Here is a 21,632-nt window from a genome sequence, read left to right on the forward strand (position 1 = left end):
AAGGACTGCTCCCGGACGACCTCAACTCGTTTCGTGAGAAGGGCTTCCCCGGGGTGCCCCCGGCTCGTTTCACGAGAAGGACTCCTCCTCGGACGCTCTCGGCTCGTTTCGCGGGGAGAACTTCCCGTCGGCGTACGGCTGCCGAGATTCGGTCCGGCGCCCCGGTCCTCAGGCTGCGGGGAGGTCACATACCATCCTCGGTGATGGGGAGTAGAAGGAGCGCCGCCTCGCTCGCCTGTTCGGGTCCCTCGGCGAGGAGACCGGCCAGCTGCGCGCGTATCCGGGCGGCGATCGCGGGTGGCATCGTGCTGACCAGTTCGAGCGCCTCCTCCGAGACGGTCCGCGCGGCCTCGCTCTCACCGACGAGGCCGTACGCCTCGCTGAGCATCACCAGGACGCGGACCTCGTAGAGCGGCGCGTCGATCTTGCGGAACATGCCGAGGGCCTGGTCGAAGCGGCCGATGGCCTGCTCGATCTGGTCGGAGGCCAGGGCGAGCTCGCCGAGCCCGAGCACGATCCTCGCCTCGGCCACCCGCTCCCCCACCGTATCGGCGAGTTCCAGCGCGCGGTGAAGCGTGAGTCCTGCCTCGACCAGCTCGCCCTGGCGCAGCTGCGCGACGCCCAGGCCGTGCAGGGCGTACACCTCGCCTGTCGGGTCCCCGATGTTGCGCACGGTCGTGAGCGTGCTGTCGAACGCCTCGACCGCCAGCGAGGGCTCCTGCGACCGGAGGTAGGTCTCGCCCAGCCGGTGCAGGACCTGCGCCTCGACGCGCCGGCTGCCGCCGATCCTGCTGAGCTCCAGCGCCTCGCCCAGCAGCCGCTTGGCCTCGTCGAGATCTTCGCAGTCGAGCCTGATCTGGGCCATGCTGTGGAGCACGTAGGCGGAGGCGACCTGGTCGCCGGTCCCGCGGAAGATGGCCAGCGCGCGCTCGTACCGTTCCACGGCCTCGTCGAGCCGGCCGCTCATCCGGTCCAGGAAGGCGATGTTGCGGATGACGAGGGCCACCCCCAGATCGTCTCCCGCCTCCTGGAACAGCTCCGCCGCCGCCTCGAAGTCGCGGCGCGCGTCACCGAACCGCTGTTCGGCGATGTACAGGGAGCCGATCGAGTAGAGCATCGCCGCCTGCCCGCGACGGTCTCCCGCCTGCCGGGCGGCGGCCAGGGCGATCTGGTGGGTCTCCCGCCAGTCGTCGAAGTAGATCCTCGACTCGAACAGCGTCACGGCGCTGAGCGCCAGGTCCCAGCAGAGTTCCACGAATCCCGCCTGCGCCGCCTGGCGAATGCCCGCGACCAGCGTCAGCCGCTCGCGTTCGTACCAGGGAAGGGGAGCCATGACCAGCTTCTCGACCAGCCGTTTGGGCAGCGGCCAGCGCGGGGCCTCGCTGTGGACCTGCACGTAGTCGCCGCCGTACTCGCGGCGGTGCGCCTCGCCGGTCAGGAAGAGCAGCCCGCCGAGCACCCTCTCCAGCGCGGCGTTGCGGTCTCCGACCGCCTCCTCCGCGGCGAGCCGCTCGCGGGCGAACACGCGGATCAGGTCGTGGAAGCGGTACTGGCTGTGCACGCCGTACCCGCCGTCCGTCGTCTCGATCAGCTGGGTGTCCGCCAGGTCGTCGAGCAGGTCCTGCGCGTCGGCGGGATCGATGTCGAGCAGCCCGGCGGCGACCCAGCCGGAGAAGTGCCGGAACTCCAGGATGGCCAGCCGCCTGAACAGCCGCCGCGCGTCCTCGCTGACGCTTTCGTAGGTCAGGGAGATGCTTGCCCGGATCCCCAGGTCCCCGTGTTTGAGCTCGTCGAGCCTGCGGGTCTCGTCCTCCAGCCGTCCCACCAGCTGATCGATCGACCAGTGCTGCCGGGCCGCGAGCCTGGCCCCCGCGATGCGCAGCGCCAGGGGAAGGTGACCGCAGAGCTCCGCCAGCGCGACCGCGGACTCCTGCTCGGCCTGCACCCGTTCGACGCCCGCGATGCGGGCGAGCAGATCCACCGACTGCCTGGAGTCGAAGACGTTCACGTCGAGGTGGATCGCACCGGGCAGGCCGGCGAGCCGGCTCCGACTGGTGATCAGTACGGCGGCCTCGGGATTGCCCGGCAGCAGGGGCAGCACCTGGCTCTCGCTTCTGGCGTCGTCCAGGACGATCAGCATCTTGCGCCCGGCGAGCAGCCCGCGGTACATCTCCGCCCGTTCCTCCACCCCCTCGGGAATCGCGGTGCCCGGCACGCCCAGCGCCCGGAGGAACCGTTCGAGCACCTGCCCCGAGCCGAGCGGGCGGGACTCTCCCCCGTGCAGGTCGGCGAAGAGCTGGCCGTCCTCGTAGCGACCGGCGACGCTGTGCGAGACGTGTACGGCGATGGTGGACTTGCCGATTCCCGGTTTGCCGACGATGGCGATGACCGGTACGGCGAGCCGCTGCCGGTCCTCCGCGGCGAACGTGAGCTGCCCCCGGATGGCCTCGACCAGCTTGATCCGGCCGGTGAAGTCCGCGATGTCGGTGGGGAGCAGGCGAGGGACGATCCGGTGGGGGGCCGCCGGGGGCTCCTTCGTCTCCTCGCGGCGCTGCGGTTGCCGCCCCAGCGGCGAGTCGAGACTCTCGTCGGAGGTGAGGATCGCGTATTCCAGCTGCTGCAGGCTCTCGTTGGGCTCGATGCCCAACTCCTCGATCATCGTCTGACGGGCGCGGCGATACACCGTCAGCGCCTCCGCCTGACGCCCCGAGCGGTAGAGGGCGAGCATCAGCTGGCCGCGCAGCCGTTCCCGGAGCGGGTGCTCCTCGACGAGCTCGCTGAGCTCCCCCACCAGCTCGTGATGCCTGCCGAGTTCGAGCTCCAGCTCGACGCAGTCCTCGTTCGCGGTGATGCGGCGCTCGTTCAGCCTGCCCACCGCCGTCTGCACGAGCCGGCTCTCCTGGCCGTCGAGGGCGGGGCCCCGCCAGAGCGAGAGCCCGTTCCGGTAGTGCTCGACGGCCTCCTCGATGCGGCGGCCCTCACGGGCCTGGCGGGCCTGGCCCAGCAGGCTCTCGAAGCTCTGGGAGTCGAGCTGCCCGTCGGCGACCCGCAGCGTGTATCCCTGGGAATGGGTCGCGATGGCGTCGGGATCGCCGTGGGCGGCGAACAGCCGTCGCAGCGAGGAGATGCAGATCTGCACCTGCGCGCGGGAGGTGGTGGGGGAATCCTCACCGTAAATCGCCTCTGTCAGGCGCCCGATGGTGACCAGGCGATTGGCCTCCAGGAGGAGACAGGAAAGAACGACTTGCTGCCGGGGCGCTCCCAGATCCAGCCGCTGGGCACCGACGGCTACTTCCAGAGGACCGAGAATCCGATACTCCACCCGCATCTCCCTACAGAAATCGCGGCCTGTCGAGAAATCCACCGCACGTTTTGGTGTAAGAGAGGAATCAGGCGTCTGACTTTTAAATAAAGTTAGGCCAAAATTATATCCATCTCCAACTCCCGCAATCTTGGGCGTATAACCCAACGATCACGGAGAGTGGTGTTATACGCACGAACCAGTCCTCGCCCGGCGAGCATACAACGCCACTGGGTGGAGAACCAGGGGTGTTTGTAATGGTCTGACCCAATTTACACCTGTCAGGTGGGTTTTAGATAGAAAGAAGCGGCCGGAAACCATGGACGGTTTCGGCCGCTTCGGCAGGACATCCCCCGATCACCATCGGAGGAAGAGGTGCAGGTCATCCCCAGGGAGTGTTGCCGGCGACCACGGTGACCCCCGTGCCTCCCGCGGTGACGACCGAGGGGGCGAGGCCGGCGGCGATCCCGAGGCATCCGAGAATGGCGGCGGCGACGATGAGACGAAGGGCTTCGAAGCTGGTGAAGTTCCGCATTTTCTGCACCTCTTGGCTGTTTCTTTCCCGGCTGTTCGTTTCCGTTCCCCTGCTTGCTCCACCAACGTATTGACCAGGCCCATCCACCCATTATCGAAACTCTTCTGATCCGGTATCCGACCGGCCGGCCGCGAAAATATCGACCACGATGACCGGCGAATAGCCGACCGAAGGCGGACCGATAGCGCCGGGGTGAAACCTGATGGAACGAGGCCGGTCGATACAGGTCGCCGGCCTCGCATCAGACAGATGGGTCACTCACCATGAGCATCGCCACGCAGGCACTGGACGGCGTCTACGGCCGATCCGCAGCCGGTGTCCCAGCTCGCCTGGAGCGAGCCGTGGGCACCGACTGGCAGTGGGTCTTCGAAGGGGAGACCGACACCAACGGAAATGTGAAGGAATGGACGGACGAGTACATCGAGCGCGGGCTCTACCGCCTCGTGTTCGCCACCGACCACTATTTCGCCGGGCTCGGCATGACCGCCTCTTATCCAGAGATCATGGTCATGTTCCGGATGCACGACGAGCGCACGCCGTATCACATCCAGGTAGTGCTGACGCCTTACTCGTATTCGACGTATTTCGGCATCTGCGGTTGACCGAGTCCGTTCTCCCGAGGGAAAAAATCATGTCTGTTCAAGAATCAGTGACGCTCGACCCCGATTCCCTGGGGCAGGGCGAGAGCGCTTTCCCGGTCGTCGCCCGCTGCCTGAGCCAGTTTCGCCTGGAGGTCGACGGGCAGCCCGTGTCGCACTGGCGCGCCGGCAAGGCCCGGGCCCTGTTCCAGTACCTCCTGGTCAACCGCGGGCGGCTCGTCCACAAGGACCGGCTCCACGAGGTGCTGTGGCCGGAAAGGGACGACCACGGCTCCAGCTCGCTCAAGGTCGCCGTGCACGCCGTGCGGCGGGTGCTCACCGAGGTCCAGGACGGAGACGGATTCACCCTGCTCCATCAGAATCGCGGATACCTGCTGCGGACCGACGGCGCGTGGGTGGACATCGAGGAGTTCGAGCGCGCCTTCGAGCAGGGCCGGGCGGCGTGGGTCGCCAAGGACCACGACCGGGCCATCATGTGGTTCCAGCGCACCGCCGACCTGTACACCGGGGACTTCCTGGCCGGCGAGACCGGTGACTGGATCACCGAACAGCGGCAGTGGATGCGGGGCACCGCCCTGCGTGCTCTGTCGGCGCTGCGCACCGAGACGCTGGAGAGCGAGGACTGGCCGGCCGCGATGCACTGGTGCCGGCGGACCCTCGACCTCGACCCCTGCCACGAGGGCACCTACCAGACCCTGATGATGATGCACGGCGAGCTCGGCGAACTGGGCCGCGTCCTGAGCTGGTACGAGGTCTGCCGTCACCGGCTCCGCACCGACCTCGGCATCGAGCCGAGCGAGCGCACCGAGCGGCTGCTCGCCGCGCTCATGCAGGGCCGGAGCCGGATGCCCCTGACCAGCTCTCGGCCCCGATGACCCCGACGACCCTGTGACGAGCGACCAGGACGGCCCGGGGACAGGCGATGACGACGGCCCGGGGACGAACGACCACGACGGCCCGGTGACAAGCGGCCACGACGGCCCCGCTCCCTGTGGCAGGGTCGCGACCATGACAACCCCCGCCCGGAAAGTGTGAACCGACACGTGGAGATCCATACCGTCATCTCCGGCCGGCGAGACGAGCGCACGCGCTCCCTCTCCGGCCGGGGCCCCGACCTGGCGCGCCTGCGCGCGGCGGTCGGTGAGTTCGCCGGCTACACCGCGGCCGACAGGTCCTGGGAACGGCTGCTGCTGGCAACCGGGCCGCGGATCGATCCGGCCCTCCCTGCCCATCGCCGCGCGCTGCTGGCCTGGCTGAACGCCTGGGGCTGCCGGATCCGCTACCCGCGCGACGGCGAGCACGACGTCTTCTGTGCGGAGGCCGGCGCGTGGTGGGCCCGCTGGGGTGAGCTCCTTCCCGGCCGGGACGCCGTGCTCGCGGACCTGACAGACACCGAGATCGACCTGCTGGGCGACTGTTACGCGGACCTCTCCGCGATGCCGGCGGCCCCCGGTGCCAGACCCCGCTCGCTGGGATCGACCGCGGCGACCAAGATGCTGCACGCGCTCCGGCCCCGGGCGCTGATGCCCTGGGACGCGGCCATCGCCGACGCCCTGCACGGAGCCCGTACGGCCGACGCCTACCGCGCGCACCTGCGGCTGGGCCGCCGGTGGGCGCGGCGCCTCCTCGCGGAGTCCGATCTCGGCGAGGAGGCGCTGGCGGTTGAACTGGGCCGGCCGGGCCGGCCCCTGGCGAAGATGCTGGACGACTACTGCTACCTGGAGTTCACCGCGGGGACCTGACCAGGCTCCCGCTCCCTGACGTTCACGGGAACCCGACCAGGCTCCCGCTCCCTGACGTTCACGGGAACCCGACCAGGCTCTCGCTCCCTGACGTTCACCGCGGGGACCTGGCCGAACTCCCGCTCCCCGGTGTTCACCGCAGGGATCTGACCAGGCTTCGCGCGGCCGTACGGCTCGCGGCGAGCACGGTCTTCCCCGCGCCGCCGCTCCCCCCGGTGAAGGTGTAGACGCCCTTCGCCAGGGGGCGCAGCGAGAGCCCGCCCGTGGGGTGGTAACACTCGACCGCCGTGACGGCCTTGACCTTTCTTCCGGGCGGCCGGTATCCGATCCGCGTCTCGGCGACGTCCAGGATCCTGGTGGTGAGGACGGGGTCGGGCGCTGCGTCTCCAGGGGTGATGTCCCATCTGTCGGTAGGAAGTCCGAGCAGGAGCCGCCCTTCGGCGTACACCCTGCCGTACAGGCCTGACGTCTCGTCGACGAACGCGCCCGGGCCCGTCCCGGCGAACGGGCCCAGCACGTACTGGATCACCTTGGTGCGCAGCCCCGCGTCCGCCAGGTCCGTGCGGGCGAGGAGGTCCTGCGTCCAGGCTCCGGCCGCCACGACGACGGCGTCGAACCTCATCGGGTTGCCGTCGGTCGGCCGGACCTCGCCTTCGCGGGTGATCGCGTCGACCTGCCCGTCGGTGACGAACGCGCCCGCCCGGGCGAGTTCGACCAGGAGCCGGTCGCGCAGCGCGTTCGGCGAGACGTAGCCGGCGCGCTTCTCGACGACGGCCACGCTTCCCTTCGGCATCCCGCGGAACGTTCCCCGGGACCCGAGCTCCCCGGCGGTGATTATGGAGATCGAACCGGGGATGCGGCTGCGCACCAGGTCCACCAGGCCGGCGGTGCCCGGCTCCAGGCCGGGGAGCAGGTATACCGAGCCGGTCTCCCGGTAGGACGCCCACTTCCGCAGCTCAGGACTCGACTGGAGCTCGGCCAGGCTGTCGGCGGCCTCCAGGCAGAGGGCGGCGTCCGGCTCGAAGGCCCTGGTCAGCCCCCCGGAGGCGGCGCTGGCGTCGGCCCTGCGGTACGGCTCTCCCGTGAACAGGTGAACGGCGGTTCCTCTGATGACCTCGCACAGGCGCCAGGCGAGCATGGCCCCCGCGATTCCGCCACCCACAACGGCGATTCTGGGCATCGCACACCTCCGTTCATGTCGCCGAGGCCGCCGCGGTCTGCGGCTCCTCGGACCGGTCGGGGTTCTGGTTCTGCATGCCGATCAGTCCCGCCACGGTCGCCACCGCGGAGACCAGGGCGGCCCACAGCCACACCGAGCGACCGACCTGGAACCACACCAGGGTTCCGATCACCGGTCCGATCGCGGTGCCGAGGCCGAAGACGCTCTGCATGGCGCCGATGTAGCGTCCGCGCAGCCGTTCGGGGCCGGCCAGGGCCGGGTAGGCGAACGTGGTGGGCCCCCCGATGATCTCCGAGAGCGTCCAGACCAGGGTGCCGACCATGAACCAGATCGGCAGCGGGGAGATCGCGTAGATGGCGTAGCCGACCGAGACGAGGCCGAGGCCGAGCAGGGCGGTCAGCCGGATCGGCCACTTCTGCACGACCTTTGTCATCGCCAGCTCGCAGGTGATGACGATGAAGCCGTTCAGCGAGACGGCCGCGCCGTACCACCACAGGCTGATCCCGGCGGCGGCGATGTCCAGCGGGAGCGTGGCCGTGTACTGGCAGTAGACGATGGAGGTGAGCAGCATCGCGACCAGATAGATGCTGTAGCGCCAGTCGGCGAGCACCGCGAGATACCCGGAGCGGCCCTGCGGCGCCGGCTCCTCCGTCGCCTCCTGCTCCTTCTTGACCCGTACGGTCCGGCCGGGCAGCGCGAACATCGCGATGGCGCCGAAGGCCAGCGCCGCGGCGGCCTCGCCCCAGAAGAGCGCGTTGTAGGAGAAGGAGAGCAGCGCGGCGCCGATCAGCGGGGCGGCGGTCATCCCCAGGTTCAGCCCCAGCCGGTACATCGCCGTGATCATCACCACCCGGTGCCTCGGCGTCAGCTCGGTGAGCAGCGTCTGGGCCGCCGGCCGGTAGAACTGGCCGATCGTGCTGACCATGAAGACGGCGGCGAGCAGCATCGCGTAGGTGGGGGCGTAGAGGATCGACACGATCAGCACGGCCGATCCGCCCATGCTGATCAGCGTGACCGCCCGGGCGCCGAGGCGGTCGGAGAGCGATCCGCCGGCCAGCGAGCCCACCACCGCGCCGCCGCCGTACACGCCCAGCGCGAGCCCGGCCTGCGTGGCGGAGAAGCCCCGGTCGGTCAGGAACAGCACCAGGTAGATCTGGATGAACGCGGCGAGCCTGCTGATGAAACCGCCGAGGAGCAGCGCCTTGACGGCGCGCGGCGTCTCTCTCAGCGTGACGAACACACCGTCGTCCGGCTTGTCCACGCGGGGGGTTTCCTCGGTCTCGAGTACGGCGGTCATGCTGCTGCCTTCACCTTCAGGTTGGCCTCGGCGGCGTCCAGCGCGGCCCGGCATTCGTCAACGGTCGAGGCAAGCGCGGTGGCGTAGGCGATACGCCCCCACAGGGTGCCCTTGGGCGGCGGCGAGACGACCGATCCCGGAGCCACCACCGCGATCGCCCGGTCGATCTCCGGGGGCAGGGCGGTCTCGTCGAACGCGATCGACTCGATCGTGGTGTCGTCCTCGGCGACGTAGAAGAAGCGCACCCCGCCCACGAGCTTGCGCTCGGGGACGAGCGCGGGCGGGCGCCCGCAGGCCGCGGCGGCGGCGGCCAGGCCGGGGTCGATCCCGGTGGTGAGCAGTCCCAGGTAGGGGATCATGTCCCCGCCCAGGCGGCCGTTCACCTCGATGACGCGCAGTCCCCTGGAGGAGAGCTTGATCTCGGTGTGGGTGAACCCGTCGGTGAATCCGAGCGCGGTGTGCGTGTCTTGCAAGACCCGGCAGAACTCCGGGTCGTCCAGGAGCGCGTCCTGGGCGTCGACGAAGTGGCCCACCTCCTCGCAGTACGGCTCGTAGCCGAGGACCTTCCTGCCGACGAAGAGCGGGGTCACCACCCCGCCCTGGACGACGGCGTCGACGCTCACCTCGGGCCCGTCCGCGAACTCCTCGACCAGGACGGGGACCTCGAACGTCGCCCCGCCGGGCACGGTCAGGTCGCGGACGAAGGCGAACCTCTCCGCCAGGTCCAGCGGGTCCTCGACCTTGATGACGCCCAGGCTGCCGCCCAGGCCGCGCGGCTTGAGGATGGCGGGGTAGCCGAACTCGGCGGCGGCTTCCAGGGCCTCGTCGACCGTGGAGACCGCCAGCGACCTGGGCTGCGGCACGCCGAGCGCGTCGAGGGCGACGCGGGTGAGGTGCTTGTCGCGGCACCGCCGTACCATCTCGGGGTCGCCGCCGGGCAGGCCGAGGGCCTCGGAGATGTACGAGGCGGCCAGGATCCTGGCCTCGTCCCAGCACAGCACCCCCCGCACCGGTTCGCGGGCGTCCAGTTCCAGCGCGACGGCGGCCATCGCGGGGCCGTCGTCCAGGTCGGCCACCACGGTCCAGCCGGTGACGTGCTCGCGCTCCCAGCCGGGCTCGGCGGTCACGAAGAGGTGGACGCGGTATTCGGTGCCGATCGAGCGCAGCAGGTACTCGCGGTAGTGCCGCATTCCGGTGGCGACCACCAGAATCAACGGCCTGGTGTCTGTGGTCATCTCACGTCTCCTTGGTGGTGGTCACGAGTTCCCCGGCGGGGGCCTGCAGGGCGTCGAAGAACTCCTCGCGGACGGACTCCTCCTCGGTGGGGGCGATCCGGGAGGCCGCGAAGCGGAGCAGGGGCGGCGCCATCATCGAGGTCACGACCGCGACCAGGACGATGACCGTGTAGGACGCCGTGGTGAGCACGCCCAGGCGGAGTCCCACCATCGCGATGATCACTTCGATCACGCCCCGGGAGTTGAGGCCGGCTCCCAGCGCGAGGGCCTCCCACCGGCTCCGTTTGGCGATGCGCGCCCCGAGGTAGGCGCCGGCGAACTTGGCGGCGATGGCGACGGCCAGCACCACGATCCCCGCCACGAGCACGGGTGGCTTGGCCAGCTCGGTCAGGTCCATGCGCAGGCCCGCCGTGGCGAAGAAGATCGGTGCGAGCACCGCGGCGACGAGCGTCTGCAGGGGTGCCAGCCTGGCGACCCTGAGGTCCGGCGAGGAGCCGACGAGCGCGCCGCAGATGAAGGCTCCGAGGATGGCCTCGAATCCCATCGCCTGCGTGGCCGAGGCCGAGAGCAGGATCATGACCACCACCGCGGCGATCGTGGTGGCGCTTCCGCCGCGGTCGGCGGCGCGCAGCACCCTGGCGACCAGCCTGCGGCCGAACAGGAGCGCCACCAGCACGAGCCCGGCGAGCATGGCGACCGCGGTCAGCGCGGCCTGCCCGGTGCGGGCCCCGGCGGTGGCGAGCGCGGAGACCACCGACAGGAGGAACCAGCCGACGACGTCGTCGATGACGGCGCTGCTCAGGATGAGCTGGCCGATGTCGCGGTGGAGCAGGCGCATCTCCATCAGGATCTTGGCGATGACGGGGATGGCGCTGACGCAGAGCGCGACGCCGAGGAAGAGCGCGAAGACCATGTGGTCGACGCCTTCGGCGATCATCTCGGGAGGGGCCAGGAACCCGATCCCGACGCCGAGGACCAGCGGGATGACCAGCCCGGTTCCGCTGATCCAGGCGGCGGCCCTGCCCTGGCGCCGGATGAAGCCGAGGTCGAGGTGCATGCCGGTCAGTCCCACCAGCAGCAGGACGCCGAACTGGCCGACGGCGTCGATCATGTGGAACCTGGCCGGGTCGGTGGGCAGCAGCCAGGCGGAGAACTCGGGGGCGATGTTGGCGAGCAGCGAGGGCCCGATCAGGATGCCGGCGCAGAGCTCGCCGAGCAGCGCGGGCATTCCGAACCGGACGGAGATCCGGCCCAGGACGGTGGCCAGGCCGAGGAGCAGCCCGAGTTGCAGGAGGAGGACCATGAGGTTGGGTGCGGGGATGACGGCGACGGGTGCCGTGGCGAGAACCATTGTTCAGTTGCCCTTCTCGACGTAGTACCAGTTCTCAGGGCTGATCATCCCGAAGGGGTTGATCGGCTCGAAGCCGCGGAGGTTGTTGGCCACCTCGAACAGCCGCAGGGAGAAGTTGGGGATGAAGATGACCGGGACCTGCTCCGCGATGTAGTCCTGGTACTCATGGAGCGCGCCCAGGTCGTCACTCGTCAACGTGCGGGCGATGAGCTCGTCGGCCTTCGGGTCGGTGTAGTGGCCGAAGTTGCCGCCGGCGTCGGTCTTGAAGAGGATCTCGCCGCTCGGGTAGTGGTACACCCAGCCGCCTCCCCAGGTGCTCAGCTCCCACAGGCAGGGGCTGTCGGGTCCCACGACGCAGGGGGCGTCCTCGGCCACCAGGATCGAGCCGTAGACCTCCTGGAGCCGCAGCTCGATGCCGGCCTTGAGCGCGTCGTCGCGGAACTGCTCCATCACCCGGGTGAGCGCGGGGCGGCCCTCGGCGTATCTGAGGGAGAAGCTGAGCCGGGTGCCCCCGGGGATGCCCGCTCCGGCCTGGCCGGGGCCCTCGCCGGGGTTGACGCAGATCGCCGGCGTCGTGCTGGTGTCCCAGCCGTTGGCCTCCAGCAGCTCGCGGGCGCGGTCGGGGTCGAAGGGCAGGACCGGCCCGCCCTGCAGGGTCGGCGAGACCAGGTCGCTGACCGGGTAGCGGGGCACCGGGCCGTCCTGACGGTAGGCGTAGCCGTGGTAGATGTCACGGGCCGCCCGGTCCTGGTCGAGCGTGTGCTGCATCGCCTGCCGGATGTAGGTCTGGGCGAGCATCTTCCCGGCGACGGTCGGGTTGTTGTAGTTGAGCGGGATGTAGCGGATGCAGAAGGCGGCCTGCGGGACCAGCGTGTAGTTCTCGCTCAGCGGGTTGGGCCCGCCCTTGGTGGGGTCGTCGGTCGGCTCGGTGCTGAAGCTCAGCGGCAGGTAGCCGACCTGGATGTTGTCGGGTCCTTCCGGCCCCTCCAGCAGCTTCTGGTACTCCTCGCCGTCGGACATGAACGGGATCTGCCGGAACTCGTCCAGGTGCGCCTTGTTCGGCCCGGAGTAGTGCTCGTTGGGGACGAAGGTGACGACGCCCTCCATGGTGTAGCTCTTCAGCCGCCACGGGCCGCTGACCACGCTCCACACCGGGCTGTCGGCCCAGTGCACGCGGTCGGAGTTGTCCTCCTCGATGACGCCGCCGTTCTCGCCCATCAGGAAGTCGTAGACCGCGGCCACGTTCTCCAGGCCGAAGGAGGCGTCGGAGGGTCCGTCGGCGGTGCGGTCCCAGGCCTTGGGCATCGGGGTGATGGTGCTGAGCTGGTTCATCAGCACCCAGCGCTTGGAGTAGACCTTGTCGAAGGTGAAGTAGACCTTGTCCTCGGCGAGCTTGCCGTAGGAGACCAGATTGTCGGGGAAGCAGCCGGGGACGTACTCGCCGTAGCGCTCGCCCTTGACCGCCATCATGTTCACCCAGAACAGGACGTTGTCCGCGCAGATCGTCTCACCGTTGGACCACTTCCAGGGCTTGACGGTGACGGTGACGGTCAGGCCGTCCTCGCTCCACTCCGGCGGCTCGCCGATGCTGAGGTCGTAGTCGACCTCCGGCCTGCCGTGCGTGCCGAAGAAGAAGAGCGGCCGGTACATCAGGATCTGGAACTCGAGCAGGTTGCGGGTGCCGAAGCGCTCCGGCGGGGTGAAGGGGAAGATGATGGACGGGGGGAATCCGGGCGCGCAGGCCCAGGTCACGGTGCCTCCCTTGACCGGCGTCTCCGTGATCGGACGGTCGATGGTGTTCAGTGTCATGACGTGACCTCAGCTGTCTGGGGGAGCTCCGCGAGAGCTGCCTGGTTGAACGCTTCGAGAGCTGCCGGGGTGAGCTCTTCGAGCAGGGAAACGCCGCTGGCGGCGTGCTCGCCGTACCGCTCCCACGTCTCGTGGAGCAGGATCCGGCCGTCGGGGAGCACCTCGGGGGTGCTGTGGCAGCGGCCCGACACGATGGCGCCGGTGTCGAGGACCATGCAGTAGGCGAAGTCGAGGGTCCCGTCGGGGGCGCAGACCCCGGTGAGGGTCCCCCGGCGGGCGTGCCCGCCGGAGAACTCGCCCCACAGGAGGTCACCGGACTGCCGGTACAGGGCGATCGGGTGCTTCTCCCCCTCGGGAACGCCGCCGGTGGTGAAGCGGCGTCCGTCGTAGCCGATCATCGGCGGGCCGCCCTCAGTTCGAGGGTGCAGCACTTGGCGCTGCCACCGGACTTCAGCAGTTCGGAGAGCTCGACGCCGATGGGCTCGTAGCCGCGCTCGCGCAGCTCATCCATCAGGTGGGTGGCCGCGGGCGGCATCAGGACGTGGCGGCCGTCGGAGACCGCGTTCAGCCCGAACACCTCGGCGTCGGCCTCGGTGGCGATGACCGCGTCGGGGTACAGCACGCGCAGGACGCCCTGGCTCTCCTTGGCGAAGGCGCCGGGGTAGTACATGATCTGGTCGTCGTCGAGGACGGCCAGCGCGGTGTCGAGGTGGTAGAAGCGCGGGTCCACCAGCCGGAGCCCGGCCACCGGCATGCCGAAGAATTTCTCGGCCTCGCGGTGCGAGCGGATGTCGGTACGGAATCCGGTGCCGGCCAGCAGGTATCTGCCGGCGTGGAGGTAGTCGCCCTCGCCCTCGTTGACGAACACCGCGTCGCGGGTCTCGTAACCGCGGGAGCGGAACCACTCCAGGTAGGCGGGGCCCTCGGCGGCCCGCTCCGGGTGCCGGAACCTGGCCGACAGCACCTTCCCCTCGATGACCGTCGCCCCGTTGGCGGCGAACACCATGTCGGGGTAGCCGGGCAGCGGTTCGATGAACTCCACCTGGTGTCCCAGCCCGTGGAAGGCGCGCAGCAGGCCCTCCCACTGAAGCTGGGCCAGCGCTCCGTCGACCGGCTTGTCCGGTTCCATCCACGGGTTGATGGAGTAGACGACGTCGAAGTGGGTGGGCGGGCACATCAGGTATCGGCGAGTGCGGGCGACGCGCTGAAGGCGTCTCGGCTTCTCGACGGCCAGCTGGGTCATGACGTCTCTCCGTCCTGGACGAAACTGACGTTGATCTTGGACGCGTAGTCGAGCATCGTCTCCCTGGCGTCCTCCAGCGAGGTGCCGGTGGTGCCGAGGAAGCCGAGGATGCTGTTGCCCTCCGGCGGGCGCCGGATGACGTCGCCGGGCTTGGCCGTGACCTTGAGGAAGAAGACCCGCTCCGACTCGGCGACGTCGACCGGGACGTCGACCGAGGCGATCCGGCCGGCGTCGCTGATCAGGCACATCGCGGTGACGTGGACGCCGGTCGGCCGGTAGTGGCGCACCCGCGGCGTGGAGCCGCGCGCCACGTCCATGACGGCGCGGATCGGGTTGTGGGAGGCCGTGATCTGGGCGATGAGGTCCAGGCCGCCGCCGCCGGGCCGGATCGCGATCTCCAGCAGGTACGGCTCGCCCCGGTGGAAGCGGATCTCGGCGTGCATCACGCTGCGCCGCAGCCCCTGGGCGTGCGCGCCGGCCCTGACCACACGATGGACCGCGGCCACCTGCTCGGGGGTGAGCGAGGTCGGCGCGTGGTGCATGTCGTCGTCGAAGGTGCCGCCCTCGACGGTGATCCGGTCCACGATCGAACCGAGGTAGACCTCGCCGTCCCAGGCCACGGCCTCGATGAGGAACTCCTCACCGTCGAGGAACGACTCCACCAGCAGGCCGTGCGGTCCGAGGTCGAGGCCGTGGGCCTCCATCGCGAACCACGACATCTCCTCGATGCCGGAGAGTGCCTGCGGGAACAGCTCCTCCATCTCCTCCCTGTCGTCGATCTTGAAGACGAAGTTGCTCGCGGCGCCCAGGGTGGGCTTGAGAATGACGGGGTAGCCGAAGTCCGTGGCCGCTCCGAGCGCCTCCTCCAGGTCGGCGACGAAGCGGAAGTCCGGGTGCGGCGCGTTGTGCTCGCGGTGCGCCTCGCGCATCAGCAGCTTGTTGCGGCTGGTCCTGGCCGCCTCGGCGCCCACACCCGGCAGGCCGAGCGCCTCCGCGACGGCCGCGACCGTGGTCACGGCCGACTCGGAGAAGGTGATGATCCCGTCGAAGCGCTCCTCCTCGTGCCAGGACTTGGCCTCGGTGATGAGGTCGTCGATCTGCTGGGAGCCCACGACGCGGTAGCGGTCGGCGGGCCAGAAGTCGGGGGTGCCGATCCCGTTGAGCACGTAGAGCTCGGCGCCGAAGTCCTGGACCTGCTGGTAGCGGGACTGGTAGTAGGTGGCGTTCTGTCTGGCTTCCAGGGCGAGCAGTTTCATCGGGTGCTCCTGTCTGAGCGGACGCTCCCGGGCAGGCGCGGGAGGAGGAAGGCGTCGATGGTCTCGGCGCCGGTGTCGAGGGTGAGCTCGACGCCCCGCGCCTCGGCCTCGGCCGTGACGTCGATCAGGATGGGCGCGGCGCAGGCCAGGAAGGTGCGCACCTCCATCAGGAGGTCGCCGGGCTCCGCGCGCTCGGTGGTCAGCAGCCGGGCGAGCTGGGTGATGATGCCGTCCGCCGCCCTGGTGAGACTGAACGAGGTGAGGTCGTAGCAGGCCTGGAACCTCCGGGCGATCACCGCTGCCCGGCGACGGCCGGCGTCGGTGACCTTGAGCTCCTCTCCCGGGTCGGTGACGAGGGCCTCGATGCGGTCGGCGAGGGCGTTCCACGGGTCGCGCAATCGCTGGGCCGTTACCTTGTCGAGCCCCTCCCTGGTGAAGTTGGCCCGCTGGTCCTCCGGGCAGGTGAGCGCGAGGTAGAACCGGACGAGGTCGCGCGGCACCTCGGCGACCAGGTCGGCGCCGCGGATCAGGTGGTTGCGGCTGGTGGAGAACTTCTCGTTCTCCAGCTCGTAGAACTCGTTGCAGACATTGGCGTCGGGGGTGAGGTAGCGGTCGCCGTGGGCGAGCAGCATGACCAGGTCGACCATGCCCCAGAAGTAGACGTTGTCGAATCCGTGGAAGTAGACCAGGCTGTTGCCGCTCTCGGCGCGCCAGGCCTGGTCGACGGGGCCTTCGGGCTCGCCGTCGGCCTTCCAGGTGCTGTAGATCGAGGCGGGCATCGCCTCGATCCAGGGGTAGAGGATCTGACCGGGGGTCTCGGCGAACGGGGCGTCGATGCCCCATCCGGGCGACGGCACCGTGATCGGGATCTCGGGGAGCGGGCGGGCCAGGATCTCGCGGATGAGCTGCCTGCTGTGCTGCCTCCAGGTGTTCTCGCGGGCGGCGTAGTACGCGGTGAGCTCCTGCCGGTAGTTCTCGATGGGCAGGACCAGGACGGTGACCTCACGCGAGGTCACCGGGTCGGCGGGGTCGAGGACCGAGCGCGGGTCGCCGAGGTCGTCGAAGTGGTTGGGGTGGCCGCAGCCCTCGCAGGAGCCGCCGCAGCTCTCGGTCAGGCAGGCCGGGCACTCGCCCTTGACCAGGCCGTCGAACAGGTAGGTGCCGGCGTTCGCCGCGTACGGCATGCGCACCGTGCGGAGCTCGAAGCGGCCCTGCTCGTAGAGGGGGGTGACGAAGTCGAGCACGGCCTGCCGGTAGGCGTCGTCGATGGGCGGCATGGGGGCCAGGGAGATGCCCATGGCCTCGACCGACCGCTGGATGCGGGCGGTGGACGTCGCGCACAGCTCGGCGGGCGTCGTGCCGTGCTTGGCCGCGGTCGAGATCATGTAGGACTGGCTGTCGTCGGTGCAGGTCGCGTAGGTCACGGGGTGCCCGGCGGCCCGCAGGTAGCGGGCGTGGATGTCACCGGCCAGGTAGGGGCCGGCCATGTGGCCGACGTGCAGGTCGCCGTTGGGGGTGGGGGTCGCGGCGATGACGATCGTCCCCGTCATTTCTCCTCCAGGTGACGGGCCTCGAACGTGCGGGTCATGTCCTGGTCCCACCAGATGCCGTACATCTCGAAGTCGGCGGTGCCGTCGTTGACGACCTGGTGGTCGGTGCCGGGCGGGAAGTAGGCGACGTCCCCGGCGACGAAGGGGGCGCGCTCGCCCTCGCTCTCCAGGGCCGCCTCACCGGAGACCGCGATGAAGATCTCGTACTCGTGGTGGGAGTGCCGGGTCGAGACGGTGCCGGGCCGGATGACGCACCAGGCCCCCTCGAACGGGGCGTTCAGCGTTTCCCAGGGCAGCAGCCGCTTGGCGAGCAGGCCGTTGTCGGGGCGGAGTTGGGCAGGGTCATAGGAACGGAGGTCCACGGGGAGTCTCCTCAGAGGGTTTTGGTGTGGGGATCAGGAGGCGATGGGCAGGGCGAACGGCAGCAGCAGTTCGGCGGTGGCGCGGGTCTCCTGGATGTCGCCGACGATCTCTTCCGCCCGGTTGGCCAGGGCGCTGAGCAGGGAGTCGGCGATGCCGTGCGTGTCCTCGTTGACGCCCTGCAGGTAGCAGGAGGCGCTCGAACCCTCGGGGAGGGCCAGCTTGTAGAAACGGTCGACCGCGATCTCGTCCATGCCGGCCTTGGTGGCCAGGTCCCGGACCAGCGAGGGCATCCGGCGGTCGAAGCCGGTGCCGAGCAGCAGGACGTCGCAGGGCAGTTCCCGGCGGCGGCCGCTCTTCCTGTCGGAGAGGGTGAGGATGATCTCGTCGTTCTCGATCCTGGCCTCGGGAACCTCGGTCATCGTGATCATCCGGATTCTTTCCTGCCCGGTGAGACGCTCGAGATAGATCTGCCGGTAGAGGTTCTCGAGCAGGCCCGGGGACAGGCCGGCGTAGTTGGTGCGGTGCATCTCGCCGAGAAGCTGGCGGCGTGCATCGGGGCGCGATCCGTAGAACTCGTCGATGAAGGAGGCGTAGAAGAGCTCGTTGGTGAACTTGCTGCTCTCGTAGCCGTTGAGGCCGATGGAGCGCATGACCATCGTGCACTGGGCGTTGGGCATGTTCTGGTGGGTGGCCCACAGCATCTCGGCCGCGCTCTGCGCGCCGCCGATCACCGCGACCCGGTGGGGGGCGTCGTGGTCGATCCCCGCGATTTTCCGGCTGTACTCGGTGCTGTGGATGATCCGCTCCCTCGGGAGCGTGTCGAACACCTCGGGGATGTGCGGGTCACGGCCCGCGCCGACCACCAGGGTGCGGCAGGTGATGGTCGAGCCGTCGCCGAGCCGGACGACCCACCGCTCGACCTCGCCGTCGTCGGACAGGACGGGCTCGATCGCCACGCAGCGCCGGCCGTACTCGATGCGCACCTGGGCCAGCGAGTTCGCCACCCAGAGTAGGTAGTCCGAGATCTCCATTCGGTAAGGGGTGAAACTACCCAGGTTGACAAATTCGTTGAGCCTTCCCACGGAGTGCAGGTAGTTCACGAAGGAGAACCTGCTCTGCGGGTTTCTCAGGGTGACCAGGTCCTTGAGAAAGGAGACCTGGCTCTGTGTCCAGGGCAGCAGCATTCCGCGCTGCCAGACCACATCCTCGTGCTGTTCGATGATCAGCGTTCTGGTTGCCAGTTCGGGGGAGAGCTCTTCGAGGGCGACGGCGAGGGCGAGGTTGGACGGCCCTGCGCCGAGTGCGAGCAACTCGACTTCTTGGTGCATCACGGTGGTCGCCTTCCGGACGACTTCTCGGGCGCTGTGCCCGTAGCGGATGGGTCTCTCCTGCTCAGATCACTGCCAGCCGGCGCCCGCGGTCAGCGCGGAGGCCGGCATGGCCATCGGGGCGGGGGTGCCACCGGTCATCTCGCCGGCCATGGCGGCGGCCGCCGTGGCGGTGACGGTGATGGCGGTGATGGCGGCGAGCGAGAGGGCGCCGAGTGCGGTGGCGACTGAGCGGCTCATGGCGTTCATCGTTTCTTCCTTTCGATCGGAGCTTTTCGGCACCCTTTTCGCTTTTCGCGGGATGAATATGCCCGTTTAGTTTTTCCGGACATTTCCCGTTTTGTTCTGCCACTTCGATTCTTGGTCAATGTCTCGGGGTCCGGAAGACCTCCGGGCTGTCAGCGCGCTGCAATGGCAGGACGCTGACAGGCCTCCCCGTCGGACGCTTCGAGTTGGGTGAGCGCAAGGGTGAGATCCGTGCCGCAGTCCGTCAGTGACCAGCCGCCGAGCTCGGGCGCCGTGCCGAGAAGGCGCAGGAACAGCCGGATCGCCACGCTCTCGGCGGCGTCGAGGGTGGACTGGCGGAGAAAGAGGCCGAAGTCGACGCCGACGGGGCTCGCCTCGCTGTAAACGTGTTCGAGTTGGTCCTGGGGCCTCGCCAGCGCCATGAGCAGGCGCCGGAGTTCGGGGGCGGGCATCCGCCCCTCGGGCGGGACCAGGCGGCCTTCGATCTCGGGGGCGCGCAGTCGCGCGTTGATGAGGTACATAAATCGACCCTGGTCGGCGCACGGCGGATAGAACAGGGATCGTCCCTGGCATACCGCTGCCTGGCAGGAACCTGACAGGGGGCCGGAGACCGGCCGGCAAGCTGGCAGCCCCCTGCCACCAACGCTGTCACCAGCGGGTTTGGCGCCCGGGCGATCGCGTAACCCCGTCATCACTCCGCCGGGTTAGCGTCAGGCCGCGACCATCGCGGGTCCGGCCCACGGTCGCGTCGGTCATGCTCGTACCGTGGAGGGGTCGTGCTCATGCTGCTTGGCATCGGGTCCACCGAGGAAACCGTCTACCGAACCATCCTGGAGAACCCTTCCTATGGGGTGACGGAGCTGAGCCTGGAGCTGGGGTGGCCGGTCCACCAGATCCGCAGCACCCTGGACGAACTGGCCAGGCTGTCGCTCCTGCGCCCCTCATGGGAGGAGCCGGACGTGCTGCGCCTGGTCCGTCCCGAGGTGGGGCTGGCCGCGCTGCTGGCCCGCGAGGAGGCCGCGCTGCTGGCCAGGCAGCAGGAGATCGAGCGCAGCCGGACGACCGTCGCCCAGATGATCGCGACCTACGCGGACCAGAACCCGGCGCGGCCCAGCGAGGATTCCGAGACGCTCGTCGGCATCGACATGATCCGTAGCAGGATCGAGGAGCTGACGGCCGATTGCCGGCAGGAGCTGCTCGGATTCGAGGCGCAGGGCGCCCAGACCTCCGACAACATCGAGGCGAGCCGCCCCCTGGACGAGGCACTGCTGCGGCGCGGCGTCGCGATCCGCACCATCTACCTCGACAGTGTCCGCAACGACCAGCCGACCACCGGGTACGCCCTCTGGCTCACCGAGCACGGTGGCCAGGTGCGCACGGCCCCCAGCCTCCCGCTCCGAATGGTCATCTTCGACCGGAGGACGGCCCTGCTGCCGATGGACCCCGAGGACAGCAGCGCCGGGGCGGTCCTGCTGCGCGGCGCGGGCACCGTCGCCGCCCTGGTCGCCCTGTTCGAGAAGACCTGGGAGACCGCCAATCCCCTCGGTGAGGAACACCGGCGCGACGAGAGGGGTCTCAGCAACCAGGAGCGCGAGATCCTCCGCCTGCTCTCGATAGGACTGACCGACGACGCCGTGGCCCGCAGGCTCGACGTCTCGGTGCGCACCCTGCGGCGCGTCACCGCCGCCCTGATGGAGCGGCTCGACGCCCGGAGCCGGTTCCAGGCCGGATACCTCGCGGCCGCCCGGGGATGGCTGCCGACCTGCCCGTGACGGCGTCCGAACGGCGCCCCACCCTCCGTCCGAGCCGGTCCCCCACCGAGGAGCCGAGCCGGTCCCCGCCGAGGATCAGGGTTCGTAGGCGCGCAGGCGGGGCCACCAGCCCGGTACGGCCGCGCGGTAGCGCTCGTACTCCGCACCGAACCTGCGGCTCAGGGTCGGCTCCTCGTACCAGCGGACGAACGCGACGACCGGCACCGCCGTGACGACGCCGTACAGCAGCAGGACCGGCCGGCCGAGAAGCAGTGCCTGTCCGACGATGGTCGCGAAGATCGCCACGTACATCGGATTGCGGACATATCTATAAATTCCACCGATGACCAGGTGTTCCGTCGGTGCGATCGGGGCGGGAGTTCCCAGCCCTTCGATCACGAACCGGACGAACGCCCGGACCAGCACCACGATGCCGCCGACGATGAGGGCCACCCCGACGAGGCGCGACGACACCGCGACCCAGGACGGCACGGCCGCGGGCGGGTCTCCCACCTCCCAGCGAGTGATCCACCAGGGCAGCAGCCCGACCACGGCACCCGGCGCCAGTGCGAAGAAAATCGTGGTTCCGATGGCCGCAGGTGTCCTTCGCATCGCGTCACGCCCCCCGTCCGACCGCGACGACGGCCGTCGGCCGTTCACAACCGTCGCCGCCCCAATAAATTCACTACTTGTTGAGTTTAAGCTGGGGTCATCATAGCGTCAACGGCCGGTCATCTTCACCACGAGCCCCCGAATCGGGGTACGCCTATGACCAGCCATGACACGAAAACCCCATGTGGGACGGAATAGTAGTGATCGCACGATCGTTGGATTACGGAGTCAATG

General features: G+C 69.3%; 20 protein-coding genes. 4 read left to right on the forward strand and 16 right to left on the reverse strand.

The features are described from left to right. Nucleotides 1-184 precede the first annotated feature (184 nt). Both CHC08_RS10125 and CHC08_RS49430 read right to left on the reverse strand, forming a co-directional pair. Entirely contained in the window at nt 185-3,322 is a 3,138-nt protein-coding gene (locus tag CHC08_RS10125) for an AfsR/SARP family transcriptional regulator (RefSeq protein ID WP_089207015.1), read from the reverse strand. 361 nt (nt 3,323-3,683) lie between these two features. Continuing rightward, nucleotides 3,684-3,836 (reverse strand): hypothetical protein, encoded by a 153-nt coding sequence (locus CHC08_RS49430; RefSeq protein ID WP_179281969.1) that lies wholly within the window; start codon nt 3,834-3,836, stop codon nt 3,684-3,686. A gap of 263 nt (nt 3,837-4,099) precedes the next feature. Between CHC08_RS49430 and CHC08_RS10130 the strand changes: the two genes are divergently transcribed. The 3 genes from CHC08_RS10130 to CHC08_RS10140 all read left to right on the forward strand — a co-directional run bounded on the left by CHC08_RS10130 (nt 4,100) and on the right by CHC08_RS10140 (nt 6,177). Next, a complete protein-coding gene (locus CHC08_RS10130) occupies nt 4,100-4,438 on the forward strand; it encodes a hydroxyisourate hydrolase (RefSeq protein ID WP_089206940.1) in 339 nt (112 codons plus the stop codon). 29 nt (nt 4,439-4,467) lie between these two features. Next, nucleotides 4,468-5,310 carry an AfsR/SARP family transcriptional regulator gene (locus tag CHC08_RS10135; protein ID WP_089206941.1) on the forward strand — a complete coding sequence of 281 codons (843 nt, stop codon included), beginning with the start codon at nt 4,468-4,470 and terminating at the stop codon, nt 5,308-5,310. A gap of 168 nt (nt 5,311-5,478) precedes the next feature. After that, nucleotides 5,479-6,177 (forward strand): hypothetical protein, encoded by a 699-nt coding sequence (locus CHC08_RS10140; protein WP_218825222.1) that lies wholly within the window; start codon nt 5,479-5,481, stop codon nt 6,175-6,177. A gap of 133 nt (nt 6,178-6,310) precedes the next feature. Here CHC08_RS10140 and CHC08_RS10145 read toward each other — a convergent pair whose 3' ends face one another. The 13 genes from CHC08_RS10145 to CHC08_RS10205 all read right to left on the reverse strand — a co-directional run bounded on the left by CHC08_RS10145 (nt 6,311) and on the right by CHC08_RS10205 (nt 19,556). Then, nucleotides 6,311-7,357 carry an NAD(P)/FAD-dependent oxidoreductase gene (locus CHC08_RS10145; RefSeq protein ID WP_089206942.1) on the reverse strand — a complete coding sequence of 349 codons (1,047 nt, stop codon included), beginning with the start codon at nt 7,355-7,357 and terminating at the stop codon, nt 6,311-6,313. Nucleotides 7,358-7,370: 13 nt separating this feature from the next. Further along, on the reverse strand, nt 7,371-8,654 hold the full coding sequence (locus CHC08_RS10150) for an MFS transporter (protein WP_089206943.1): 1,284 nt from the start codon (nt 8,652-8,654) through the stop codon (nt 7,371-7,373). Further along, a complete protein-coding gene (locus tag CHC08_RS10155) occupies nt 8,651-9,889 on the reverse strand; it encodes an ATP-grasp domain-containing protein (protein WP_089206944.1) in 1,239 nt (412 codons plus the stop codon). Before CHC08_RS10155 ends, CHC08_RS10150 begins: the two co-directional genes overlap by 4 nt. A 1-nt stretch (nt 9,890) precedes the next feature. Continuing rightward, nucleotides 9,891-11,240 (reverse strand): cation:proton antiporter, encoded by a 1,350-nt coding sequence (locus tag CHC08_RS10160; protein WP_089206945.1) that lies wholly within the window; start codon nt 11,238-11,240, stop codon nt 9,891-9,893. Between the two features lie 3 nt (nt 11,241-11,243). Continuing rightward, nucleotides 11,244-13,049, reverse strand: coding sequence for an ABC transporter substrate-binding protein (locus tag CHC08_RS10165; protein ID WP_089206946.1), 1,806 nt, complete (start codon nt 13,047-13,049; stop codon nt 11,244-11,246). Beyond that, a complete protein-coding gene (locus CHC08_RS10170; RefSeq protein ID WP_218825223.1) occupies nt 13,046-13,447 on the reverse strand; it encodes an avidin-fold protein in 402 nt (133 codons plus the stop codon). Before CHC08_RS10170 ends, CHC08_RS10165 begins: the two co-directional genes overlap by 4 nt. After that, nucleotides 13,444-14,292 (reverse strand): dimethylargininase, encoded by an 849-nt coding sequence (ddaH, locus tag CHC08_RS10175; RefSeq protein WP_089206947.1) that lies wholly within the window; start codon nt 14,290-14,292, stop codon nt 13,444-13,446. Before ddaH ends, CHC08_RS10170 begins: the two co-directional genes overlap by 4 nt. Continuing rightward, on the reverse strand, nt 14,289-15,548 hold the full coding sequence (locus CHC08_RS10180; RefSeq protein WP_089206948.1) for an ATP-grasp domain-containing protein: 1,260 nt from the start codon (nt 15,546-15,548) through the stop codon (nt 14,289-14,291). Before CHC08_RS10180 ends, ddaH begins: the two co-directional genes overlap by 4 nt. After that, nucleotides 15,545-17,098, reverse strand: a complete 1,554-nt coding sequence (locus CHC08_RS10185) for a class I tRNA ligase family protein (protein ID WP_089206949.1) — start codon at nt 17,096-17,098, stop codon at nt 15,545-15,547. Before CHC08_RS10185 ends, CHC08_RS10180 begins: the two co-directional genes overlap by 4 nt. After that, nucleotides 17,095-17,460 carry a cupin domain-containing protein gene (locus CHC08_RS10190; protein ID WP_089206950.1) on the reverse strand — a complete coding sequence of 122 codons (366 nt, stop codon included), beginning with the start codon at nt 17,458-17,460 and terminating at the stop codon, nt 17,095-17,097. The genes CHC08_RS10185 and CHC08_RS10190 overlap by 4 nt, the downstream gene beginning before the upstream one ends. A 33-nt stretch (nt 17,461-17,493) precedes the next feature. Continuing rightward, complete coding sequence (locus CHC08_RS10195) at nt 17,494-18,789, reverse strand: lysine N(6)-hydroxylase/L-ornithine N(5)-oxygenase family protein (protein WP_245878246.1); 1,296 nt, start codon at nt 18,787-18,789, stop codon at nt 17,494-17,496. Between the two features lie 69 nt (nt 18,790-18,858). Then, nucleotides 18,859-19,029 (reverse strand): hypothetical protein, encoded by a 171-nt coding sequence (locus CHC08_RS49435; protein WP_179281970.1) that lies wholly within the window; start codon nt 19,027-19,029, stop codon nt 18,859-18,861. A gap of 158 nt (nt 19,030-19,187) precedes the next feature. Then, complete coding sequence (locus tag CHC08_RS10205; protein ID WP_089206953.1) at nt 19,188-19,556, reverse strand: hypothetical protein; 369 nt, start codon at nt 19,554-19,556, stop codon at nt 19,188-19,190. A 261-nt stretch (nt 19,557-19,817) separates the two neighbouring features. On the opposite strand from CHC08_RS10205, the gene CHC08_RS10210 reads away from it, so the two are divergent. Continuing rightward, nucleotides 19,818-20,807, forward strand: coding sequence for a helix-turn-helix transcriptional regulator (locus CHC08_RS10210; protein WP_245878247.1), 990 nt, complete (start codon nt 19,818-19,820; stop codon nt 20,805-20,807). 75 nt (nt 20,808-20,882) lie between these two features. On the opposite strand, the gene CHC08_RS10215 is transcribed toward CHC08_RS10210, so the two are convergent. Beyond that, entirely contained in the window at nt 20,883-21,398 is a 516-nt protein-coding gene (locus tag CHC08_RS10215; RefSeq protein WP_089206955.1) for a methyltransferase family protein, read from the reverse strand. Nucleotides 21,399-21,632: the final 234 nt, after the last annotated feature.

Source organism: Streptosporangium subroseum (assembly GCF_900188345.1).
GTDB lineage: Bacteria > Actinomycetota > Actinomycetes > Streptosporangiales > Streptosporangiaceae > Streptosporangium > Streptosporangium subroseum.